This is a genomic window from Costertonia aggregata, assembly GCF_013402795.1.
Classification (GTDB): domain Bacteria; phylum Bacteroidota; class Bacteroidia; order Flavobacteriales; family Flavobacteriaceae; genus Costertonia; species Costertonia aggregata.
On the sequence record NZ_CP058595.1, the window covers coordinates 3,775,938 to 3,793,511 of the forward strand.

20 protein-coding genes are annotated in these 17,574 nt (G+C 39.5%); 2 read left to right on the plus strand and 18 right to left on the minus strand.

The window, feature by feature from the left end; all coding sequences use genetic code 11:
* The first annotated feature begins 91 nt into the window (after positions 1 to 91).
* Positions 92 to 910 carry a DUF1853 family protein gene (locus HYG79_RS17345; protein ID WP_179243323.1) on the plus strand — a complete coding sequence of 273 codons (819 nt, stop codon included), beginning with the start codon at positions 92 to 94 and terminating at the stop codon, positions 908 to 910.
* Between the two features lie 63 nt (positions 911 to 973).
* Positions 974 to 2,185 carry a DUF418 domain-containing protein gene (locus HYG79_RS17350; RefSeq protein ID WP_179243324.1) on the plus strand — a complete coding sequence of 404 codons (1,212 nt, stop codon included), beginning with the start codon at positions 974 to 976 and terminating at the stop codon, positions 2,183 to 2,185.
* A gap of 27 nt (positions 2,186 to 2,212) precedes the next feature.
* Here HYG79_RS17350 and hisIE read toward each other — a convergent pair whose 3' ends face one another.
* From hisIE to lpxA, 18 genes are all read right to left on the minus strand, one after another.
* Positions 2,213 to 2,821, minus strand: coding sequence for a bifunctional phosphoribosyl-AMP cyclohydrolase/phosphoribosyl-ATP diphosphatase HisIE (gene hisIE / locus HYG79_RS17355; RefSeq protein WP_262889005.1), 609 nt, complete (start codon positions 2,819 to 2,821; stop codon positions 2,213 to 2,215).
* Between the two features lie 38 nt (positions 2,822 to 2,859).
* Complete coding sequence (hisF, locus tag HYG79_RS17360; RefSeq protein WP_179243326.1) at positions 2,860 to 3,615, minus strand: imidazole glycerol phosphate synthase subunit HisF; 756 nt, start codon at positions 3,613 to 3,615, stop codon at positions 2,860 to 2,862.
* Positions 3,615 to 4,133 carry a DinB family protein gene (locus HYG79_RS17365; protein WP_179243327.1) on the minus strand — a complete coding sequence of 173 codons (519 nt, stop codon included), beginning with the start codon at positions 4,131 to 4,133 and terminating at the stop codon, positions 3,615 to 3,617. Before HYG79_RS17365 ends, hisF begins: the two co-directional genes overlap by 1 nt.
* Positions 4,130 to 4,873: a 1-(5-phosphoribosyl)-5-[(5-phosphoribosylamino)methylideneamino]imidazole-4-carboxamide isomerase gene (gene hisA / locus HYG79_RS17370; RefSeq protein WP_179243328.1), complete on the minus strand. Its 744-nt coding sequence runs from the start codon at positions 4,871 to 4,873 to the stop codon at positions 4,130 to 4,132. The genes HYG79_RS17365 and hisA overlap by 4 nt, the downstream gene beginning before the upstream one ends.
* A 23-nt stretch (positions 4,874 to 4,896) precedes the next feature.
* Positions 4,897 to 5,493 (minus strand): imidazole glycerol phosphate synthase subunit HisH, encoded by a 597-nt coding sequence (gene hisH, locus HYG79_RS17375; RefSeq protein WP_179243329.1) that lies wholly within the window; start codon positions 5,491 to 5,493, stop codon positions 4,897 to 4,899.
* Positions 5,490 to 6,629 carry a bifunctional histidinol-phosphatase/imidazoleglycerol-phosphate dehydratase HisB gene (hisB, locus tag HYG79_RS17380; protein ID WP_179243330.1) on the minus strand — a complete coding sequence of 380 codons (1,140 nt, stop codon included), beginning with the start codon at positions 6,627 to 6,629 and terminating at the stop codon, positions 5,490 to 5,492. Before hisB ends, hisH begins: the two co-directional genes overlap by 4 nt.
* Before the next feature lies 1 nt (position 6,630).
* Positions 6,631 to 7,671 (minus strand): histidinol-phosphate transaminase, encoded by a 1,041-nt coding sequence (gene hisC / locus HYG79_RS17385; RefSeq protein WP_179243331.1) that lies wholly within the window; start codon positions 7,669 to 7,671, stop codon positions 6,631 to 6,633.
* Positions 7,668 to 8,951 carry a histidinol dehydrogenase gene (gene hisD / locus HYG79_RS17390; RefSeq protein WP_179243332.1) on the minus strand — a complete coding sequence of 428 codons (1,284 nt, stop codon included), beginning with the start codon at positions 8,949 to 8,951 and terminating at the stop codon, positions 7,668 to 7,670. The genes hisC and hisD overlap by 4 nt, the downstream gene beginning before the upstream one ends.
* Positions 8,951 to 9,805: an ATP phosphoribosyltransferase gene (hisG, locus tag HYG79_RS17395; RefSeq protein ID WP_179243333.1), complete on the minus strand. Its 855-nt coding sequence runs from the start codon at positions 9,803 to 9,805 to the stop codon at positions 8,951 to 8,953. The genes hisD and hisG overlap by 1 nt, the downstream gene beginning before the upstream one ends.
* Positions 9,806 to 10,101: 296 nt before the next feature.
* On the minus strand, positions 10,102 to 10,917 hold the full coding sequence (locus tag HYG79_RS17400; protein ID WP_179243334.1) for a prohibitin family protein: 816 nt from the start codon (positions 10,915 to 10,917) through the stop codon (positions 10,102 to 10,104).
* A gap of 12 nt (positions 10,918 to 10,929) precedes the next feature.
* Positions 10,930 to 12,951 carry a VWA domain-containing protein gene (locus HYG79_RS17405; RefSeq protein WP_179243335.1) on the minus strand — a complete coding sequence of 674 codons (2,022 nt, stop codon included), beginning with the start codon at positions 12,949 to 12,951 and terminating at the stop codon, positions 10,930 to 10,932.
* Entirely contained in the window at positions 12,951 to 13,076 is a 126-nt protein-coding gene (locus HYG79_RS18190; protein WP_262888985.1) for a hypothetical protein, read from the minus strand. The genes HYG79_RS17405 and HYG79_RS18190 overlap by 1 nt, the downstream gene beginning before the upstream one ends.
* A gap of 6 nt (positions 13,077 to 13,082) precedes the next feature.
* Positions 13,083 to 13,397: a YbjQ family protein gene (locus HYG79_RS17410; RefSeq protein WP_179243336.1), complete on the minus strand. Its 315-nt coding sequence runs from the start codon at positions 13,395 to 13,397 to the stop codon at positions 13,083 to 13,085.
* A gap of 22 nt (positions 13,398 to 13,419) precedes the next feature.
* A complete protein-coding gene (fabG, locus tag HYG79_RS17415) occupies positions 13,420 to 14,169 on the minus strand; it encodes a 3-oxoacyl-[acyl-carrier-protein] reductase (RefSeq protein ID WP_179243337.1) in 750 nt (249 codons plus the stop codon).
* A 113-nt stretch (positions 14,170 to 14,282) separates the two neighbouring features.
* Positions 14,283 to 15,155, minus strand: a complete 873-nt coding sequence (sucD, locus tag HYG79_RS17420) for a succinate--CoA ligase subunit alpha (RefSeq protein ID WP_179243338.1) — start codon at positions 15,153 to 15,155, stop codon at positions 14,283 to 14,285.
* Positions 15,156 to 15,222: 67 nt separating this feature from the next.
* Positions 15,223 to 16,155 carry a UDP-3-O-(3-hydroxymyristoyl)glucosamine N-acyltransferase gene (locus HYG79_RS17425; protein WP_179243339.1) on the minus strand — a complete coding sequence of 311 codons (933 nt, stop codon included), beginning with the start codon at positions 16,153 to 16,155 and terminating at the stop codon, positions 15,223 to 15,225.
* An 11-nt stretch (positions 16,156 to 16,166) separates the two neighbouring features.
* A complete protein-coding gene (gene efp, locus HYG79_RS17430) occupies positions 16,167 to 16,733 on the minus strand; it encodes an elongation factor P (protein ID WP_179243340.1) in 567 nt (188 codons plus the stop codon).
* A 54-nt stretch (positions 16,734 to 16,787) separates the two neighbouring features.
* Entirely contained in the window at positions 16,788 to 17,573 is a 786-nt protein-coding gene (gene lpxA, locus HYG79_RS17435; RefSeq protein WP_179243341.1) for an acyl-ACP--UDP-N-acetylglucosamine O-acyltransferase, read from the minus strand.
* Between the last annotated feature and the right edge of the window lies 1 nt (position 17,574).

The window sequence follows — 17,574 nt, forward strand, 5'->3', positions numbered from 1 at the left end:
ATTCGTTTTTAAGAAAACTTAACGCAACTCGGGTAAATGAAAACTTTTAATACTAAATCTGATTTGATAATACTATAAATTTGTGGGGATTATGTTAGAGGAACAACTTCAAAGACAATGCATAGGATTCTTAAAAACACCGCCCCTATGGCAAAATAAACAATTCAATATTACCCAATTCGTTTTTCCAAAAATCAATGTAGAATCCTTTATACCAAAACCCATACCGAACAATATTAGGTTGGGACATCAAATGGAATATGTTTTCAGACAGCTCATAGAGCATTCCGAAGCCTACAGAATACTTTTATATAATTTACCCATCAAAGATGGGAAGAGGACTATGGGCGAAATCGATTTTATTCTTGAGAAAATAGATTCCCAAGAGCCAATACATATTGAACTTACCTATAAATTCTACATCATAAACACAAAAATATCCGAACCGGTCCATCAACTGATGGGACCCAACAAACGGGATATGTTTTTTACCAAGATGGAGAAGATAAAGAACGAACAGTTTGGTTTATTACATTCTCCGCAGGGCATACAAGCGTTATACGATAAAGGTATAGATCACGCTAAAATCAATCACCAAGTATGTTACAAGGCCCAATTATTTATGCCATACGGTACAGAAACCGCACACATAAGACCTCTGGAAAAAGACTGCATAACAGGTTACTGGCTAAAATTTGACGACTTTGATTCAAGGGAATTTAAGGGGCTACAATTTTATATTCCCTTCAAATCCGAATGGGTCGTTATTCCCCATGGGCAGGTATTGTGGAAATCCCATTTTGAGACACTTTTGGAAATAAATCTACGAATGCTCAAAGAAAATGCCCCCATGGTATGGATGAAAAAGGAGAACGGAGAAATCGAAAAGATCTTTGTGGTTTGGTGGTAATACCCCTATAATTAGCACTCTATATTTAGTACCTTTCAGAAAACCAATCTTAAAACAATCGTTATGGCAACCCCTATCACAAAAAGAATCGAAATTATAGACGCCCTAAGGGGGTTTTCGCTCGCAGGAATCTTACTGTGCCACATGGTAGAAAATTACATTGGTGCCATGGCCCCAGAAGGTTTTAGCGAAGCGGTTCATGTGGGCACTATTGATTATATTATCGATGGCGCCATATCCATTTTACTACGCGGTAAGTTCATTGCGCTGTTCTCATTCCTTTTTGGGCTAAGCTTTTTTATACAAATGGAAAACAGTACAAAAAAAAGAATTTCATATAGCGGTAGGTTTTTATGGCGATTGGTTTTATTGATGGTGATAGGCTATCTGCATAGCCTATTTTATAGGGGCGATATTTTGACCATATACGCCATACTGGGCATATTCTTGATTCCGTTTCATAAACTGGGCAACAAATGGGTTTTAGGTTTTTCCGCATTGCTATTTTTAGGAATGGGCAGGTATATAGTTTTTTCCTTAACGCACGGGGCGAGCATCTGGCCCAATTCTGAGGCAATGACACCTAATGCCCCGAAAGTAGTACAGTATTACGATATATTAAAAAATGGTGGTTTGCACGATGTTTTCAAAACCAATGCGATAGATGGACATAAGGATAAGCTAAACTATCAATTTGGAATTTTTGGAAGAGGCTATTTTACTTTTGCCTTTTTTCTGATCGGTCTGTACGTAGGGCGTACAGATTTTTTTAGAAATTTTAAGCAGAGTGGAAAGTTGATAAAAAAGGTGTTTATATGGTCTATTACGGTTCTGGTAGTTTCTATCGGGGTAACGGCGGTCGCGTTCACAAGTTTGGGCGAAAGCCCCAAATTCAACAATTGGACGGCCATGTTGGGGCTTTCAGCGGTTGATATGGCCAACGCGGCAATGACCGTCATTTGGATAGCGATTTTTACGACCCTTTATAAAAAGGTCAAAACTAAAAAATGGCTGACTAAATTTGCGCCTTATGGTAGAATGGCTTTGACGAACTACGTAATGCAGAGTATCATTGGCACAGCGGTTCTCTACGGTTGGGGTTTTGGACTTATGGGCGAGTTACGGCATTTATATACTTTTACATTCGCCATAGCACTGATTTTGTTGCAAATTTGGTCGAGCAAACTATGGCTGAACAATTTTAATTACGGTCCGTTGGAATGGCTTTGGCGAAGTCTTACCTTTTTCAGGACCTTCCCGATGAGGAAGAAATGAGCTTTTAATAGATTGCGATGGCATCTATTATTTTTGCCGTTTCTTCAATACATTTTCAATATCGTTTAATGTAAAACCTTTGGCTTGTAATAAGATGAGATAATGAAATAAAAGGTCGGCACTTTCATTTAAAAAAAGGTCATCATTATCGTCCTTGGCCTCAATGACCACTTCTACAGCCTCTTCCCCTACTTTTTGTGCTATTTTATTGATTCCCTTTTCGAACAAGGAAGCAACATAGGATGTATCGGCCTCGGATGAAGTTCTACGTTGTTCTATTGTTTTTTCAAGCTCGGAAAAGAAACCGAAATTGGATAGGTTTTCCTCGTTCCAGCAGGTATCACTACCCTTATGGCATGTAGGACCGGCAGGGTTAACGTAAATCAATAAAGTATCGTCGTCACAATCGTTCTTAATGTGAACAACGTTCAAAAAATTACCGCTTTCCTCTCCCTTCGTCCATGATCGTTTTTTTGATCGGCTGTAAAAAGTCACTTTTTGGGTTTCTTTTGTTTTATCAAAAGCTTCTTGGTTCATGTAGCCCAACATTAGAACGTTTTTTGTTGTTGCATCTTGGATAATGGCAGGTATCAGGCCATCAATGTTTTTATCGAAATCTATTTTCATATGTTTGATTGTTCGTTCTTCATGGTCTTGATAGGTCTTTACCTATACTACAATCGGACAGGAATTTCCTGTCGCTGTAATTCTTTTTTCAAGTCCGTTATTTTTATTTCCTTAAAGTGAAAAACACTGGCCGCCAAGGCCGCGTCTGCTTTTCCTTCAACAAAGGTGTCCGTAAAGTGCTTTATGGTACCTGCACCTCCAGAGGCGATAATAGGAATGTTCAGTTCGGTCGACAGCTTGGCCAATGCTCTGTTGGCAAATCCATTTTTGGTGCCGTCGTGATCCATTGAGGTGAATAATATTTCACCAGCACCTCGCTCTTCTACTTCTTTCGCCCATGAAAATAGTTCTTTTTCCGTTAGCACTTTACCTCCCACCAAATGTACCATCCACTTACCTTCTATTTGTTTGGCATCAATCGCCACTACAATACATTGTGAACCAAACTTGGCTACCAAATCATTGATCAACTGGGGATTTTTAACCGCCGAAGAATTGATGGAAACCTTGTCCGCTCCGTTCTGCAATAATATATCCACATCTTCAACGGATGAAATGCCGCCCCCAACAGTAAATGGTATATTTACTTTTTCAGCAACGTGATAAACCAATTCGGCTAGGGTTTTTCGCTTCTGTTCAGTTGCGGAAATATCAAGGAAAACCAATTCATCGGCACCTTCTCGGCTATATACTTCCGCTAATTCCACAGGGTCTCCTGCATCTCTTAAATCTACAAAATTCACGCCCTTAACGGTGCGACCATCTTTGATATCCAAACATGGAATAATTCTTTTTGCCAGCACTATTCTTCGTTTTTTATTTTCAAATCAATACCGTCATAGAACCCCAGATCTTTATTTTTTAATTGTTTTACCCAAAAGGCAATCTGTCCAGTATGATAGGAATAATGTTCAACGGCATGGATTATTATACCTATCCCGGAAAAAGAAAACCCTTGTACGGACCTGGTTTTTAACAATTGGTCTATGTTTGCATCAAAGACAACCCGTTTTGCGGTGTCTACTGTTTCTTCGAGTTTGCTTATTAAATCTGCCTTCGTTCCGCTATTGGATGTCGTAAACTCTAAATCTCGATTGCGCACATCTTCTGTCTCACCTAGTGATGAAATGATATATTGGGTGATGTTTCCACAAAGATGTAGGATCAAATTGGCAATACTATTTAATGCCTCATTAGGTTTTAACCACATTTCCTCCTCAGACACCTCTAGCAGACTTTTCTTGATCATTCGGGTGTTTTCATCCATTCGATAAAGCGTATTCTGTACCAGTTCTTCTACTATTTTTTCTTCGTTGCTCATGCTGTCAAAATGTAATTTTCCAACTGTTTTAGACTGATTCTGTTTTCATAGATCGCTTTTCCGATAATGGTGCCTTCGCAACCAATTTCGGCCAACTTTGGCAACTCATGAAAAGTTGAAATTCCACCAGAAGCAATTAGCTTAAGTGGTTTTTTAACTTCAAGTGAACCAAGAGAAGCTATTATCTTTTTATATAAATCAAAAGAAGGGCCTTCTAGCATTCCATCCTTACTTATATCGGTACAAATTACATATTGAATTCCCTTTTCTTGATAGGATTTTATAAATGGGAGCAATTCTTCTTTTGATTCTTCTTGCCAACCCGAAACGGCAACTTTTTCATCCAAGGCATCCGCTCCTAGAATTATTTTATCCGAACCATAATCTTCTATCCAACCTGTAAAAGTCTCCCTGTCTTTAACGGCAATACTACCTCCCGTGATTTGGTTTGCACCGCTTTCAAAGGCAATGTGCAAATCATCATCCGTTTTCAATCCCCCACCAAAGTCTATCTTTAAATTGGTTTTTGATGCGATTTGCTCCAAAACTTTATGGTTTACGATATGCCTTGATTTTGCCCCGTCCAAATCGACCAGATGTAAATATCGAATCCCGTGCGCCTCAAATTCTTTGGCAACTTCCAACGGATTTTCATTATAAATTTTTTTGGTGTTGTAATCTCCTTTGGAGAGCCGAACACATTTTCCGTCAATAATGTCTATTGCTGGTATAATTCTCATAGGTAATAATTAGAAATACGAACTTACATTTTTAAAAAATTTCTCAAAATCCGCTCACCTACATCACTACTCTTTTCGGGGTGAAATTGAGTACCATAAAAATTGTTCTTTTTGAGGGCTGCGCTGTACTCCCCATCATAATTAGACTTGGCAATGGTTTCATCACAGATGGGTGCATAATAACTATGTACCAAGTAAATGTGTTCTCCTTCATTCACACTTTCAAACAAACACGATTTCAAATCCGCGATTTGATTCCAACCAATTTGAGGTATTTTAACTCTCCCTTCGGGGATTGGGGGACTGAACTTTACCACATCTACATCAAATATGCCCAACCCTTCCGTATCTCCCTCTTCCGAGGAATTACACATCAATTGCATACCCAAACAGATACCCAAAACAGGTTGCTCTAGGTCAAGAATTATTTTATCCAATCCACTTGTCCGAAGCTTGACCATAGCACTACTCGCCTCGCCCACTCCTGGGAAAATAACCTTATCGGCATTTCGAATTTCTTCCGCATCATTACTTAAAACAGCTTCAAAACCCAAACGTTGGATAGCAAATTTGATGCTTTGGATATTACCGGCACCGTAATTGATTATCACAATTTTCATAAAACTCCTTTAGTTGAAGGTAAAACCATCTTTTCAACATCACGCTTCACCGACATTTTTATTGACTTTGCAAAAGCCTTAAAAATAGCTTCGATTTTATGATGCTCATTTTTTCCTTCTGCTTTGATATTCAGGTTCGCTTTTGCGCCGTCAGTAAATGATTTAAAGAAATGATGAAACATCTCAGTAGGCATATCGCCCACTTTTTCACGATTGAACTCCGCATCCCAAACTAACCAATTCCGTCCTCCAAAGTCGATGGCCACTTGTGCCAAACAATCATCCATAGGTAGGCAAAAACCGTAGCGCTCTATCCCTAACTTGCTCCCCAATGCGGTATGAAAAACTTCACCCAAGGCAATGGCCGTGTCTTCAATCGTATGGTGTTCATCAACCTCTAAATCCCCATCTACTCGAATATCCAAATCCATTTGACCATGTCGCGCCAATTGGTCTAGCATATGGTCAAAGAAAGCCAAGCCTGTTTTGATGTTGCTCTTACCTGTTCCATCCAAATTCAGCTTTATCTTAATATCGGTTTCATTCGTTTTTCTATGTATTTCCGCCGTTCGGTCTTGCAACTTCAAGAATTCGTATATCTTCTCCCAATCGTTGTTCTCTAAGGCAATTACAGCATCGAGTTCATCTCGTTTTACCGTGATTTCCTCTGTACCCAAATTTGTGTTATCATTAATATAAATCCCCTTTGCGCCTAAATTCTTGGCCAATTCCATATCTGTCAGCCGATCTCCGATGACGAAGGAATTTTCTAAATCGTATTCCTCTGAAAAGTATTCGGTCAGTAGTCCTGTACCCGGTTTTCTGGTTTTTGCATTTTCATGGGGAAATGTGCGATCTAAAAAAACCTTGTCGAAAACCACGCCCTCATTCTCAAACGACTTTAGAATGAAATTATGGACCGGCCAAAACGTTTCTTCCGGAAAGGCCTCGGTACCCAAACCATCTTGATTGGTAATCATAACTAATTCAAAATCGAGCTCCTTAGCGATTTTTCCTAAAAAGGTGAAAGCCTTGGGGTAGAATATCATTTTTTCAAATGCGTCGATTTGTTCGTCTGCGGTCTCTTTGATTATGGTGCCATCCCTATCAATAAAAAGGACTTTCTTTTTACTCATTTTAACTCTCTTTTAAAGCCTGAATTAATTTTTTATTTTCCTCGGAAGTACCCACGGTAAAACGTAATGTATTTTCACAGAGCGGTTGTGATGACCGATTACGAACCACGATACCTTTATATAGAAGTTCTTGATAGCGCAGGTTCGCATCATCGACCTTGGCCAAAACAAAATTCGCATCTGTTTTATAAATCTCTTCAACAAAATCAACACCCTTCAAAACTTCGATCATTTTATTTCTTTCTTCAAGTATTTTCGAAACCTCTTTCTCAACTTGTTCAATTGCCAAAATGCGTTCCAATGCTTTTGACTGGGTAAGTCCATTAACATTATAGGGAGGTTTGATTTTATTCAGAATAGTGATAATTTCTTTCGAGGCAATGCAAATTCCCAATCGAATTCCTGCCATACCATAGGCTTTAGACAAGGTTTGCGTTACCACCAAATTCGGAAAATCTGATAAGTATGAAACCCAGCTTTGCTTTGATGAAAAGTCAATATACGCCTCATCAATGACCACTAATCCAGCAAAATTATTTAGCAATTTTATGATGCTTTCTCCGGAAATACTATTTCCAGTCGGATTATTAGGAGAACAAATAAATAGTAACTTCGAATTTTCATCAATAGTATCTAAAATTGAATCAACATCAGGTTGAAAGTATTTGTTTAGAAGAACTTCCCTATTTTCAATGGCATTGGTGCTTGATAACACCTTGTACATCCCATAAGTTGGCGGGAGTGATATGATATTATCTTGTTTCGGTTCACAAAACGCCCGGAAAATCAAGTCAAGTACTTCATCGCTACCATTGCCCAATAGAATGTTTTCGGTTTTCACCCCTTTTTGCATGGCCAATACAGCTTTCAAACTTCGCTGTTGGGGGTCCGGATAACGATTTACTCCGTTCTCAAACGGATTTTCATTAGCGTCTAAAAAAACCATTTCAGAACCATCGGAGACGTATTCATCACGAGCTGAGGAATACGACTTAAGGCCTTTAACGTTCTTGCGGGTTATGTTTTCTAAACTAAAACTCATTTTAAACTCTCTAATCTTAACGTGACTGCATTCTTGTGCGCCTGTAAACCCTCTGCCTCTGCCATGACCTCTATGGCATTTCCTATCTTTTTTATCCCCTCTGTTGAGATTTTTTGAAAGGTCATGCTCTTCATAAAACTGTCTAAATTTACGCCGCTGTACTGCTTGGCATATCCATTGGTAGGCAATGTGTGATTGGTTCCCGAGGCATAATCCCCTGCACTTTCCGGAGTGTAATTCCCTATAAAAACCGAACCGGCATTTTGGGTATTGTCAACGTAGAAATCTTCGTTTTCTACGCAGATAATGTAATGTTCAGGGCCATATTCATTTATCAGATCGATAGCAACCTGATCATTATCCACATATATCAGTTTACTGTTGTCAATCGCTTTTTGGGCAATATCCTTTCGTGGAAGTGCTTCCATTTGTTTTTCAACTTCCCGCTCTACTTGATCAATCATATCTTTTGAAGTAGAAACTAAAATGACTTGACTATCCACACCGTGTTCTGCTTGACTCAACAAATCCGAAGCTACAAAAGCGGCATTCGCCGAATCGTCAGCAACGACCAATAGTTCGCTTGGACCGGCAGGCATATCTATCGCTACACCATGTTTCGTCGCAATTTGTTTGGCAACGGTGACATATTGATTGCCGGGGCCGAATATTTTATAAACTTGGGGTATACTTTCCGTTCCGAAAGTCATGCCTGCAATGGCTTGAATTCCGCCGACTTTAAAGATTTTGGTGACTCCACATAAATCAGCCGTATATAAAATAGCCGGATTGATTTTTCCTTCTGAATCGGGTGGTGTACATAATACAATTTCTTTACACCCGGCAATGTTTGCAGGAACCGCCAACATCAATATTGTTGAGAACAAAGGAGCCGTTCCCCCAGGAATATATAAACCCACTTTTTGGATCGGACGTTTTTCTTGCCAACATAGAACACCTTTAGAAGTTTCTATTTCCACCCTATCCGTTTTCTGGACTTTGTGGAAACTTTCTATGTTTCCTTTGGCCAGTTGAATGGCCGTCTTTAATTCTTCTGAAACCAAATTGCTGGCTTCTTCTACTTTTAAAGAATCAACCAAAAAAGAGTCCACGGTAACCCCATCAAACTTTTGGGTATACTTATGTAGCATTGTATCTCTACCTTCTTGGATCTCTTTGAAAACCAGGTTTACAGTATCTTCGATGTCGGCGACGGACTGTGTAGGTCGTCTTAAAACGGACTTCCAATCACTTTTTTTAGGATTATATATTTTATTCATTACAACACCATTTTTTCGATAGGGCAAACTAGAATTCCCTCGGCCCCGGCTTGTTTTAACTCATCAATGACCGACCAGAATTTGTCTTTGTTTATGACCGTATGTACCGAACTCCAACCTTCTTCGGCAAGCGGTAGCACCGTTGGGCTACGCATACCCGGTAAAAGTGCTAAAATTTCATTCAACTTATTGTTTGGGGCATTGAGCAAAACATATTTTGACTGTCTTGCCCGTAGTACCGATTGTATCCTAAATTGTAGTTGGTCCAAAATTGTTTTTCGCTCCTCGGATATTTTGGGTGAAACCGCCAAAACCGCCTCGCTCTTCAGCATTACTTCAACTTCTTTCAAGTTGTTTTTGAACAAAGTACTACCGCTAGAAACAATGTCGCATATAGCGTCTGCCAAACCTATATTGGGTGCTATTTCGACCGAACCGTTGATAATGTGCAAATCTGCGGAAACCCCCATTTTATCTAAATAATTTTTTACCGTATTTGGGTAAGAAGTGGCTATGCGTTTTCCTTCAAAATCTTTTACCGATTTGTATTTTACCGATTTGGGGACGGCTAAAGAAACCTTGCATTTTGAGAATCCCAATTTTTCGGCTATGCCGATATCCTCGCCTTTTTCTATCAATACATTTTCCCCGATTATGGCAATATCAACTACCCCATCCCTAAGATATTGTGGAATATCGCCGTTTCGTAGATAAAATACTTCCATGGGAAAATTTCGGCTGGAAGCCTTTAATTGGTCTTTCCCGTTATCAATAGAGATGCCACAGTCTTTTAAGATTCCTAGAGAGTCTTCGTTAAGACGGCCGGATTTTTGAATAGCAATTCTGATGTTCATATAGCCTTTTTTATTCCGACCATGAGTCGGATTTTTATAATTTGACAGCAAACTTCTTCGTAGTTTTTAACAGACTGCCTCATACATGTGAAAATGGCAAAAGTTGTCAAAAACAAAACCCGCTTGATTGCTCAAACGGGTCTTAAAATATCTTGTAATACTACAATACACTTTTACCTCGCTTGAGAGCAAGTATAAAAATGATGGTGTGTATTCGTGTTTTTCATTATGTTGTAAAAGTAAAATTTAATTTTTTGTTACAAAAGAATATTTTGAAAAATCACAAAAACGTTCTTTTAGTTATTTCCCAATATCAGTGGAAGACCAGACTCTCCACCACCAACTACGATAACCTTGCTGTTTGGTGATTCTGACAACTTTAAAGTTGCATCAATACCCTTATCCTGTAAGATTTTATCGGTCAATGAGGCACTCAAAATGCGGTTTGCATCGGCTTTACCTTGAGCTTCTATCCTAACTTTTTCAGCTTCTTTGGATGCGGTAACCAAGCGGAACTCATATTCCAAGGATTCCTGCTCTTGTTTTAGTTTACGTTCTATGGCATCTTTGATCGTAGGTGGCAATGTCACGTCCCTTACCAATATTTCGTTTAGCTGAATATATTCATCGTCCACTATTTTTTGGGTTTCGTCAAAAATTTCCGCCTGTATGGCATCCCTTTTACTGGAGTATAGTTGTTCCGGAGTGTACCTACCAACTACAGAACGTGCCGCAGAGCGTATAGTAAACAATAAAACACGTTGTACATAGTCCTCTCCTTTCTCCTGGTGCAATTTTCCCAATTCGTTATATTTTGGTTGAAACCATGCGGAAGCGTCCAACTTGATATCCAGTCCGTTACTGGATAGTACGTTCATTTTTTCGAACACTTCTTGCTGTCTTACTTCGTAAATATAGACCTTGTTCCAAGGTGCCACAATATGAAACCCCTCCCCTAGGGGCGGTTCATCGGTTACCACACCACCTCCAAAAGTTTTATATAGCACACCTGCTTCTCCAGAGCCTATAGTGACTGCGGATTTTGATATTAAGATAACCAGTACAATAAGTATAAATACTGCCGGAAGGGCAATTTTAGGTAATTTGTCCATTCTTGTTTCGTTTTAAATTAGTCCGTTATATTTTCTGATAAACCATTCGGCCGAAAGGGCAAAAACGATTACGGCCAAGAGAATCCGAAAATCAATCAAAGATACGATATTTTCGGTGCTTTTTTGTGTAGGCACGAACTCATTGCGTGTATTTAATAGAGCGATTAAACTATCTACTTGGGATGGAAAAAAGAGTTTGCCTTCGGTATTTTTTGTCAACCGGTCCAGTGTCGTATAATCTGTTGACGTAAATTGCTGTTCCATATCAAAAGCCTCGATAGTAAAACTCCCCGATTTGGAATAATTTTTGTCCTTTACCGCTACCGTAAATGAGTAATCACCATCAGGTAAGCTACTTAAGTCGGCTTCGTAAAAGTTGCCTTTTAAAAGCATAAGTATTTCTTTACGTATACTATCGTTTTTAAGTGAGATAGCCATAGATGCCTTGGCATCAAAAATAAAGGCCTCATCAAAAAATGTAGCCGTAATCACTGCGTCGGTATTTCCTTGATAAATAGGTTGGTAATTTATATTCAATCGGTCTTTTGTGTCATTTTGGGATAGATACAACATCAATTTTCCAAAAAAATCATCAAAATTGGAAAAGTTGGTAGCGTTCCTAAAGCTTTGTATGCGCCATTTCCATAAGTTCTCGCCAAATAATATTGCTGATTTTGTATCGTTTTCGTTTATTACCGCAAGCAAAGGCTCGTTCAGTTGTGTTCCCTTAATCTGTTGATTGAGAAGAATTTCGTGTGACGTTGTAATGGTTATCTCCCCTAAATCACTGGTCAAAGGGGGAAAATCTTGCGTAGAAAACGTGTTTACATCAAAAGAACCGAAGCCTTGGTTAACAACAGGGAAAACCTCTTCCTCTTGATTATAACTGTTTACCTCTAAACTATTTTGAACGATATTCAAAAACTCCCAATCGGTTTTTGGTCCCGCCACAGTGAAAGTATTACTCTTTTTTTGTTCAATAAATTGATATATGGACTTGAAAACCGGGTTAGGCTGATAAATGATAAAAATATCCGTTTCCTCAAATTCCTTTATAGGAGCAGACGGCTTTTTAATGCTTACCGACCGTTGCTCGTTACTTTCGATAGCTTTTTTCAAGGCACCGATATCGGGGTGCATAATATCCGAAACAATGGTGATATTCGTTTTTTCATCAATGACCTCTACAGCGGTTCGTTTGGTATTGTTCACCACATTCTTCTCATCGTTGAGCGGTATTACCCGCACCTGTATTGATTTTATGCCGACCGAACTCGCATTTAACAAGGTTTTTATGGTTTTACTACTTTCTGTTCGGGATAAGAAGATATTTTCCCGATACACATTTTTACCATTGTTGCTTATGATTACCGTAGTGTTTATTTTATTTGTTCCATCATAAACAATAGTTGCTTCAACTGGAAATTTATTCTTGAGAAAAGCATACGTATTGGCATTAATTTGGGAAACCTTAATATCTTCATATTGTACCGTGTCACCGATAGCGATGGGATACACAGGAAATTTTAGATTTTTTGAGGAAAACCCATAATTATCCCCATAGGTTTGGTTTCCGTCCGTTAAAAGAACAACAGCGGTATTTGTTCCCGTGTAGATTTCATTTATAGAAGCAAGCGACTTGGAAATATTGGTACTTTTTTCAGCAAAGCGTAACGAATCCGTAATATTGAGTTCTGAACCAAAACTATAATTTTGCACATTAAAACGACTGCTTAAGGAAGCATTAAAAATCAATTTTTCCTTTATATTTTGAAGTTCTTGTGCATAGGGTACAATAGATGATGAATTATCTGAAACCACCAAAAGACTGGTCTTTTCTACTGTATACTCATTCTTTGAAAATTTTGGGTTGATAAGTAAAAGGAGAAGCCCAAATATGGCTAAAAATCGAAAAAAAGAAAGTAAAACAAATAGTTTTCCTTTACGTTTCGTCCCAAAAAAATATTGAAACAGTACAATCCCGATAGCGAATATTGCTGCTACTATAATGAATACTACCGTTTGCGTTTGCATTAATTATCTCTCTTCTCGAAGTCTTCTTTCTTTTTATCCGTTACTCTTTTTACGATGAGATATACAACTGTTGAAAAGATAATCCCATAGATAGAAAAGATAAAGAGAACAAAAACGTGTTCCACTCTAGCCTATTTTAATTTTACGGCGGTACCGTATGCCAACATCTCGGCCGCGCCTTGCATTACTTGAGAGGTGTTGAACCTAACATTTACCACTGCATCGGCACCAATGCTTTGTGCATCGTCCAACATTCTTTTAATAGCTTGTTCCCGTGATTGTGCCAGTAACTTGGTATATTCCGAAATCTCACCACCGACTATATTTTTAAGGCCCGCAAAGATATCCCTACCAATATTTCTGGCACGTACGGTACTGCCCCTGACCGTGCCCAGAGTTTCGGAAATTTCCCTATTGGCTATATTTTCAGTCGTTACATAAAACATACATATGATTTTTAAAATTGTTCTAGGTAAGCATACCACCATCCACATTCAACACTTGACCCGTAATATACCCTGATAGGTCAGATGCTAGAAACAGACAGGCATTAGCGACATCGGCAGGACTTCCGCCACGTTTCAAAGGGATGCCATCTCGCCACCCCTGTACTACCTTTTCATCCAATCTATCGGTCATTTCCGTTTCGATAAATCCCGGGGCAATGGCATTGCAACGAATATTTCTGGAACCCAATTCCAAAGCGACCGATTTCGTAAAACCGATCATGCCTGCCTTGGATGCGGCATAATTGGTCTGCCCAGCATTACCCTTTACACCTACCACACTACTCATATTAATGATAGACCCCTTACGTTGCTTCAACATGGTGCGTTGAATTGCTTTGGTCATATTAAAAACGGACTTAAGATTGATTTCTATTACGGTGTCAAAATCTTCTTCTCCCATACGCATCAACAAATTATCCTTGGTAATGCCCGCATTATTTATGAGAACGTCTACAACACCATCAAAATCCTCTAAAACTTTAGCAACGAGCTCTTCCGCTTGTTTAAAGCTAGCTGCATTACTTTTGTATGCCTTTGCTTTAACTCCTTTTGAATTCAGTTCCTTTTCCAGTGCCAAAGCCGGGGCTTCGCTTGAACTGTAGGTAAATGCAACATTTGCACCATGGTCGGCAAATACCTGGGCTATACCCATTCCTATACCCCTACTTGCTCCAGTGATGATAACATTTTTTCCTTCTAAAAGTTTCATTCGATTTTTGTTTTAAGTCGGTTATCAAATATAAGTCTTGTTTTACAAAAAGGCGAAAAAAAATCCCGTTTGCAAAAAAATGAAAACGGGATTCATAATATGGTTATACTCTCTTATGACATGACCTCTTTGACCTTTAGCCCGATTTCAGCAGGTGAGTCAACAACATGAATACCGTGCTCTCGCATAATCTTCTTTTTGGCCTGGGCCGTATCATCGCTACCACCAACAATAGCACCAGCGTGCCCCATGGTTCTACCCGCCGGCGCCGTTTCGCCCGCTATGAAGCCCACCACAGGTTTTTTACTGCCACTTTCCTTATACCATTTTGCGGCATCGGCCTCCAGTTGGCCTCCAATTTCACCAATCATTACGACGCACTCGGTTTCCGGGTCGTTTATCAACAATTCAACAGCTTCTTTGGTAGTAGTACCGATTATGGGGTCTCCACCTATACCGATAGCGGTCGTAATTCCCAATCCCTGGCGTACAACTTGGTCAGCAGCCTCATACGTTAATGTGCCAGATTTGGAAACAATGCCCACATTCCCCTTTTTGAATACAAAACCGGGCATGATACCTACTTTTGCTTCACCTGGGGTTATTACGCCCGGACAGTTAGGCCCGATCAATCTACAATCCTTATCCTTCAAATAATCGGATGCTTTTACCATATCCGCGACGGGGATACCCTCGGTAATGGTTATAATCACTTTTATCCCAGCTGCTGCAGCTTCCATAATGGCATCGGCCGCAAAAGCCGGTGGCACAAAAATGATAGTGGTATCCGCACCAACTTTTTCTACTGCTTCCGAAACTGTATTGAAAACAGGCTTCCCCAAATGTTCTTGACCACCTTTACCGGGCGTGACACCACCTACAACGTTAGTGCCGTATGCTATCATTTGTTCGGCATGAAATGTGCCTTCGCTACCTGTAAAACCCTGTACTATTATGTTTGAATCTTTGTTGACTAAAACGCTCATGAATTTTTATGTTTTGCTGCACAAAAATATAGCTTTGTGCCTAGATTGTAAAGTATTATTAGGAATATTATTTGTCTATTTTTTTCAAAAGTTCGGGTATTTTTTTGATGCTTGCCATCTGTTTCATTTTTTCCCTCCAATCCTCGGCTGGAGTCCCAAAATAGTGTTTCCCGCCTTCCAATGATTTAGAAACCCCGGATTGTGCAGATATTACAGCTTTTTTACCAATAGTTATTGCACTGGTCACCCCAACCTGTCCCCATAGCGTTACTTCATCCTCAATGACCACACAACCTGCGATACCGGTTTGGGAAGCTATCAAACATTTTTTGCCGATTATAGTGTCATGCCCTACTTGTACCTGGTTATCCAATTTAGCTCCTTCTTTTATCGTAGTATCTCCCGTTACGCCTCTATCAATGGTGCAGCCGGCACCTATGTCAACATTATCCTCTATGATGACCCTTCCTCCTGAAATCAATTTATCAAAGCCTTCAGGCCTGTTTTTGTAGTAAAAGGCATCGGATCCCAAAACCGTGTTGGCATGTATGGTCACACTATTCCCAATGATACAATTATCGTATATGGACACATTGGAATGTATCAAGCAGTTATCACCAATTGTAACATTGTTACCTATGAATGTATTGGGTTGTATTACGGTGTTCTTTCCAATTTTTGAAGTATTGGAAATTGCTTTGACCGATTTTTCGAAAGGTTTGAAAAATTTCGTCAGCACATTGAAATCGTGAAAAGGGTCTTGGGATATCAATAATGCTTTTCCTTCGGGACAATCTACTTGCTTGTTAATGAGAACAATGGTTGCAGCAGATTTAAGGGCTTTGTCATAGTATTTGGGGTGGTCCACAAAAACAATATCCCCGGCTTCGACTACGTGTATTTCGTTCATTCCCAACACCGGAAAATCATCATCACCTACATATTCGGAATTGATTATCGTAGCAATTTGTTTTAGCGTATGTGGCGTATGGAATTTCATGCAGGTTAGGATTATTCCTTCACACGCTCCATGTAGGAACTGCTACCGGTATCAATTTTAACCTTATCGCCTTCATTTATAAAAAGAGGTACGTTAATTTCCGCACCCGTTTCCACTTTTGCGGGTTTTGTAGCATTGGTGGCCGTGTTGCCCTTAACTCCCGGTTCGGTATATGTAACCTCTAAAATAACACTGGCGGGCATATCAACCGATAAGGGCATGCTGTCCTCGGTATTGAACATGATTTTCACAACTTCCCCCTCTTTTAATAGTCCCGGAGCGTCCAGGGCACTTTCTTGCAAAGTAATTTGGTTGTAGTCATCGGTATTCATAAAATGGTAGGTCTCACCTTCGGCATATAAAAATTGATATGAGCGGGTCTCTACACGAACATCATCGATTTTATGCCCTGCTGAGAAGGTATTGTCCAAAACTTTGCCTGTGGAGACACTTTTCAATTTTGTGCGAACAAAAGCTGGCCCCTTACCAGGTTTTACGTGCAAGAATTCAATAATCTTATAAATGTCATTGTTGTAGCGAATACACAATCCTTTTCTTATATCTGATGTTGATGCCATGTTTTATCGTTGGTTGATTTAATACTGATTATATTGATATTTGGATTATTTTTTTTAATTGTTGCTAAAATACCCCTTCATGATTCCCCGTTGAGAATCCCTAATAAACTGAAGTATTTCATCCCTTTCGGGGGTAGCTTCCATTTCTGCTTCAATGATTTGGACCGCTTGTGAATTGTTATAATTTTTTTGATATAGGATTCTATATATGTTCTGGATTTCCCGTATTTTTTCCGAAGTAAACCCCCTTCGCCTTAAACCTACCGAATTTATGCCAACATAGGACATGGGTTCGCGAGCCCCTTTTACGAAAGGAGGCACATCTTTACGAACCAAAGAACCACCCGTTACAAAAGCATGGCTACCAACTGAAACAAATTGATGTACGGCCACAAGACCTGCAAGGATAACATTATCGCCAATGGTCACATGACCAGCAAGTGTGGAGTTGTTGGAAAAGATACAATTATTGCCCACCAAACAATCGTGCGCCACGTGGCAGTATGCCATAATCAGGCAATTTTTACCGATTACGGTCTTCATCCTATCCGATGTACCTTTATGAATCGTGGCACATTCCCTTATGGTAGTCCCGTTCCCTATTACGACCGTAGTCTCTTCACCATCATATTTTAAGTCTTGTGGCGGGGCCGATATTACGGCCCCAGGGAAAATATTGCAGTTTTTCCCTATTCTAGCACCTTCCATGATAGTAACATTGGAACCAATCCATGTACCGTCACCAATGGTAACATTATTATGGATTGTAGTAAAGGGCTCGATCACTACGTTTTTTGCGATTTTAGCACCAGGATGTACATAGGCCAAAGGTTGATTCATA

Bases quoted from the DNA above. Each gene is read 5' to 3' on its own strand.
- HYG79_RS17345 (WP_179243323.1), top strand. From the start codon at position 92: ATGTTAGAGGAACAACTTCAAAGACAATGCATAGGATTCTTAAAAACA.
- HYG79_RS17350 (WP_179243324.1), top strand. From the start codon at position 974: ATGGCAACCCCTATCACAAAAAGAATCGAAATTATAGACGCCCTAAGG.
- HYG79_RS17365 (WP_179243327.1), bottom strand. From the start codon at position 4,133: ATGAGCAACGAAGAAAAAATAGTAGAAGAACTGGTACAGAATACGCTT.
- hisA (WP_179243328.1), bottom strand. From the start codon at position 4,873: ATGAGAATTATACCAGCAATAGACATTATTGACGGAAAATGTGTTCGG.
- hisH (WP_179243329.1), bottom strand. From the start codon at position 5,493: ATGAAAATTGTGATAATCAATTACGGTGCCGGTAATATCCAAAGCATC.
- hisB (WP_179243330.1), bottom strand. From the start codon at position 6,629: ATGAGTAAAAAGAAAGTCCTTTTTATTGATAGGGATGGCACCATAATC.
- hisC (WP_179243331.1), bottom strand. From the start codon at position 7,671: ATGAGTTTTAGTTTAGAAAACATAACCCGCAAGAACGTTAAAGGCCTT.
- hisD (WP_179243332.1), bottom strand. From the start codon at position 8,951: ATGAATAAAATATATAATCCTAAAAAAAGTGATTGGAAGTCCGTTTTA.
- hisG (WP_179243333.1), bottom strand. From the start codon at position 9,805: ATGAACATCAGAATTGCTATTCAAAAATCCGGCCGTCTTAACGAAGAC.
- HYG79_RS17400 (WP_179243334.1), bottom strand. From the start codon at position 10,917: ATGGACAAATTACCTAAAATTGCCCTTCCGGCAGTATTTATACTTATT.
- HYG79_RS17405 (WP_179243335.1), bottom strand. From the start codon at position 12,951: ATGCAAACGCAAACGGTAGTATTCATTATAGTAGCAGCAATATTCGCT.
- HYG79_RS17410 (WP_179243336.1), bottom strand. From the start codon at position 13,397: ATGTTTTATGTAACGACTGAAAATATAGCCAATAGGGAAATTTCCGAA.
- fabG (WP_179243337.1), bottom strand. From the start codon at position 14,169: ATGAAACTTTTAGAAGGAAAAAATGTTATCATCACTGGAGCAAGTAGG.
- sucD (WP_179243338.1), bottom strand. From the start codon at position 15,155: ATGAGCGTTTTAGTCAACAAAGATTCAAACATAATAGTACAGGGTTTT.
- HYG79_RS17425 (WP_179243339.1), bottom strand. From the start codon at position 16,155: ATGAAATTCCATACGCCACATACGCTAAAACAAATTGCTACGATAATC.
- efp (WP_179243340.1), bottom strand. From the start codon at position 16,733: ATGGCATCAACATCAGATATAAGAAAAGGATTGTGTATTCGCTACAAC.
- lpxA (WP_179243341.1), bottom strand. From the start codon at position 17,573: ATGAATCAACCTTTGGCCTATGTACATCCTGGTGCTAAAATCGCAAAA.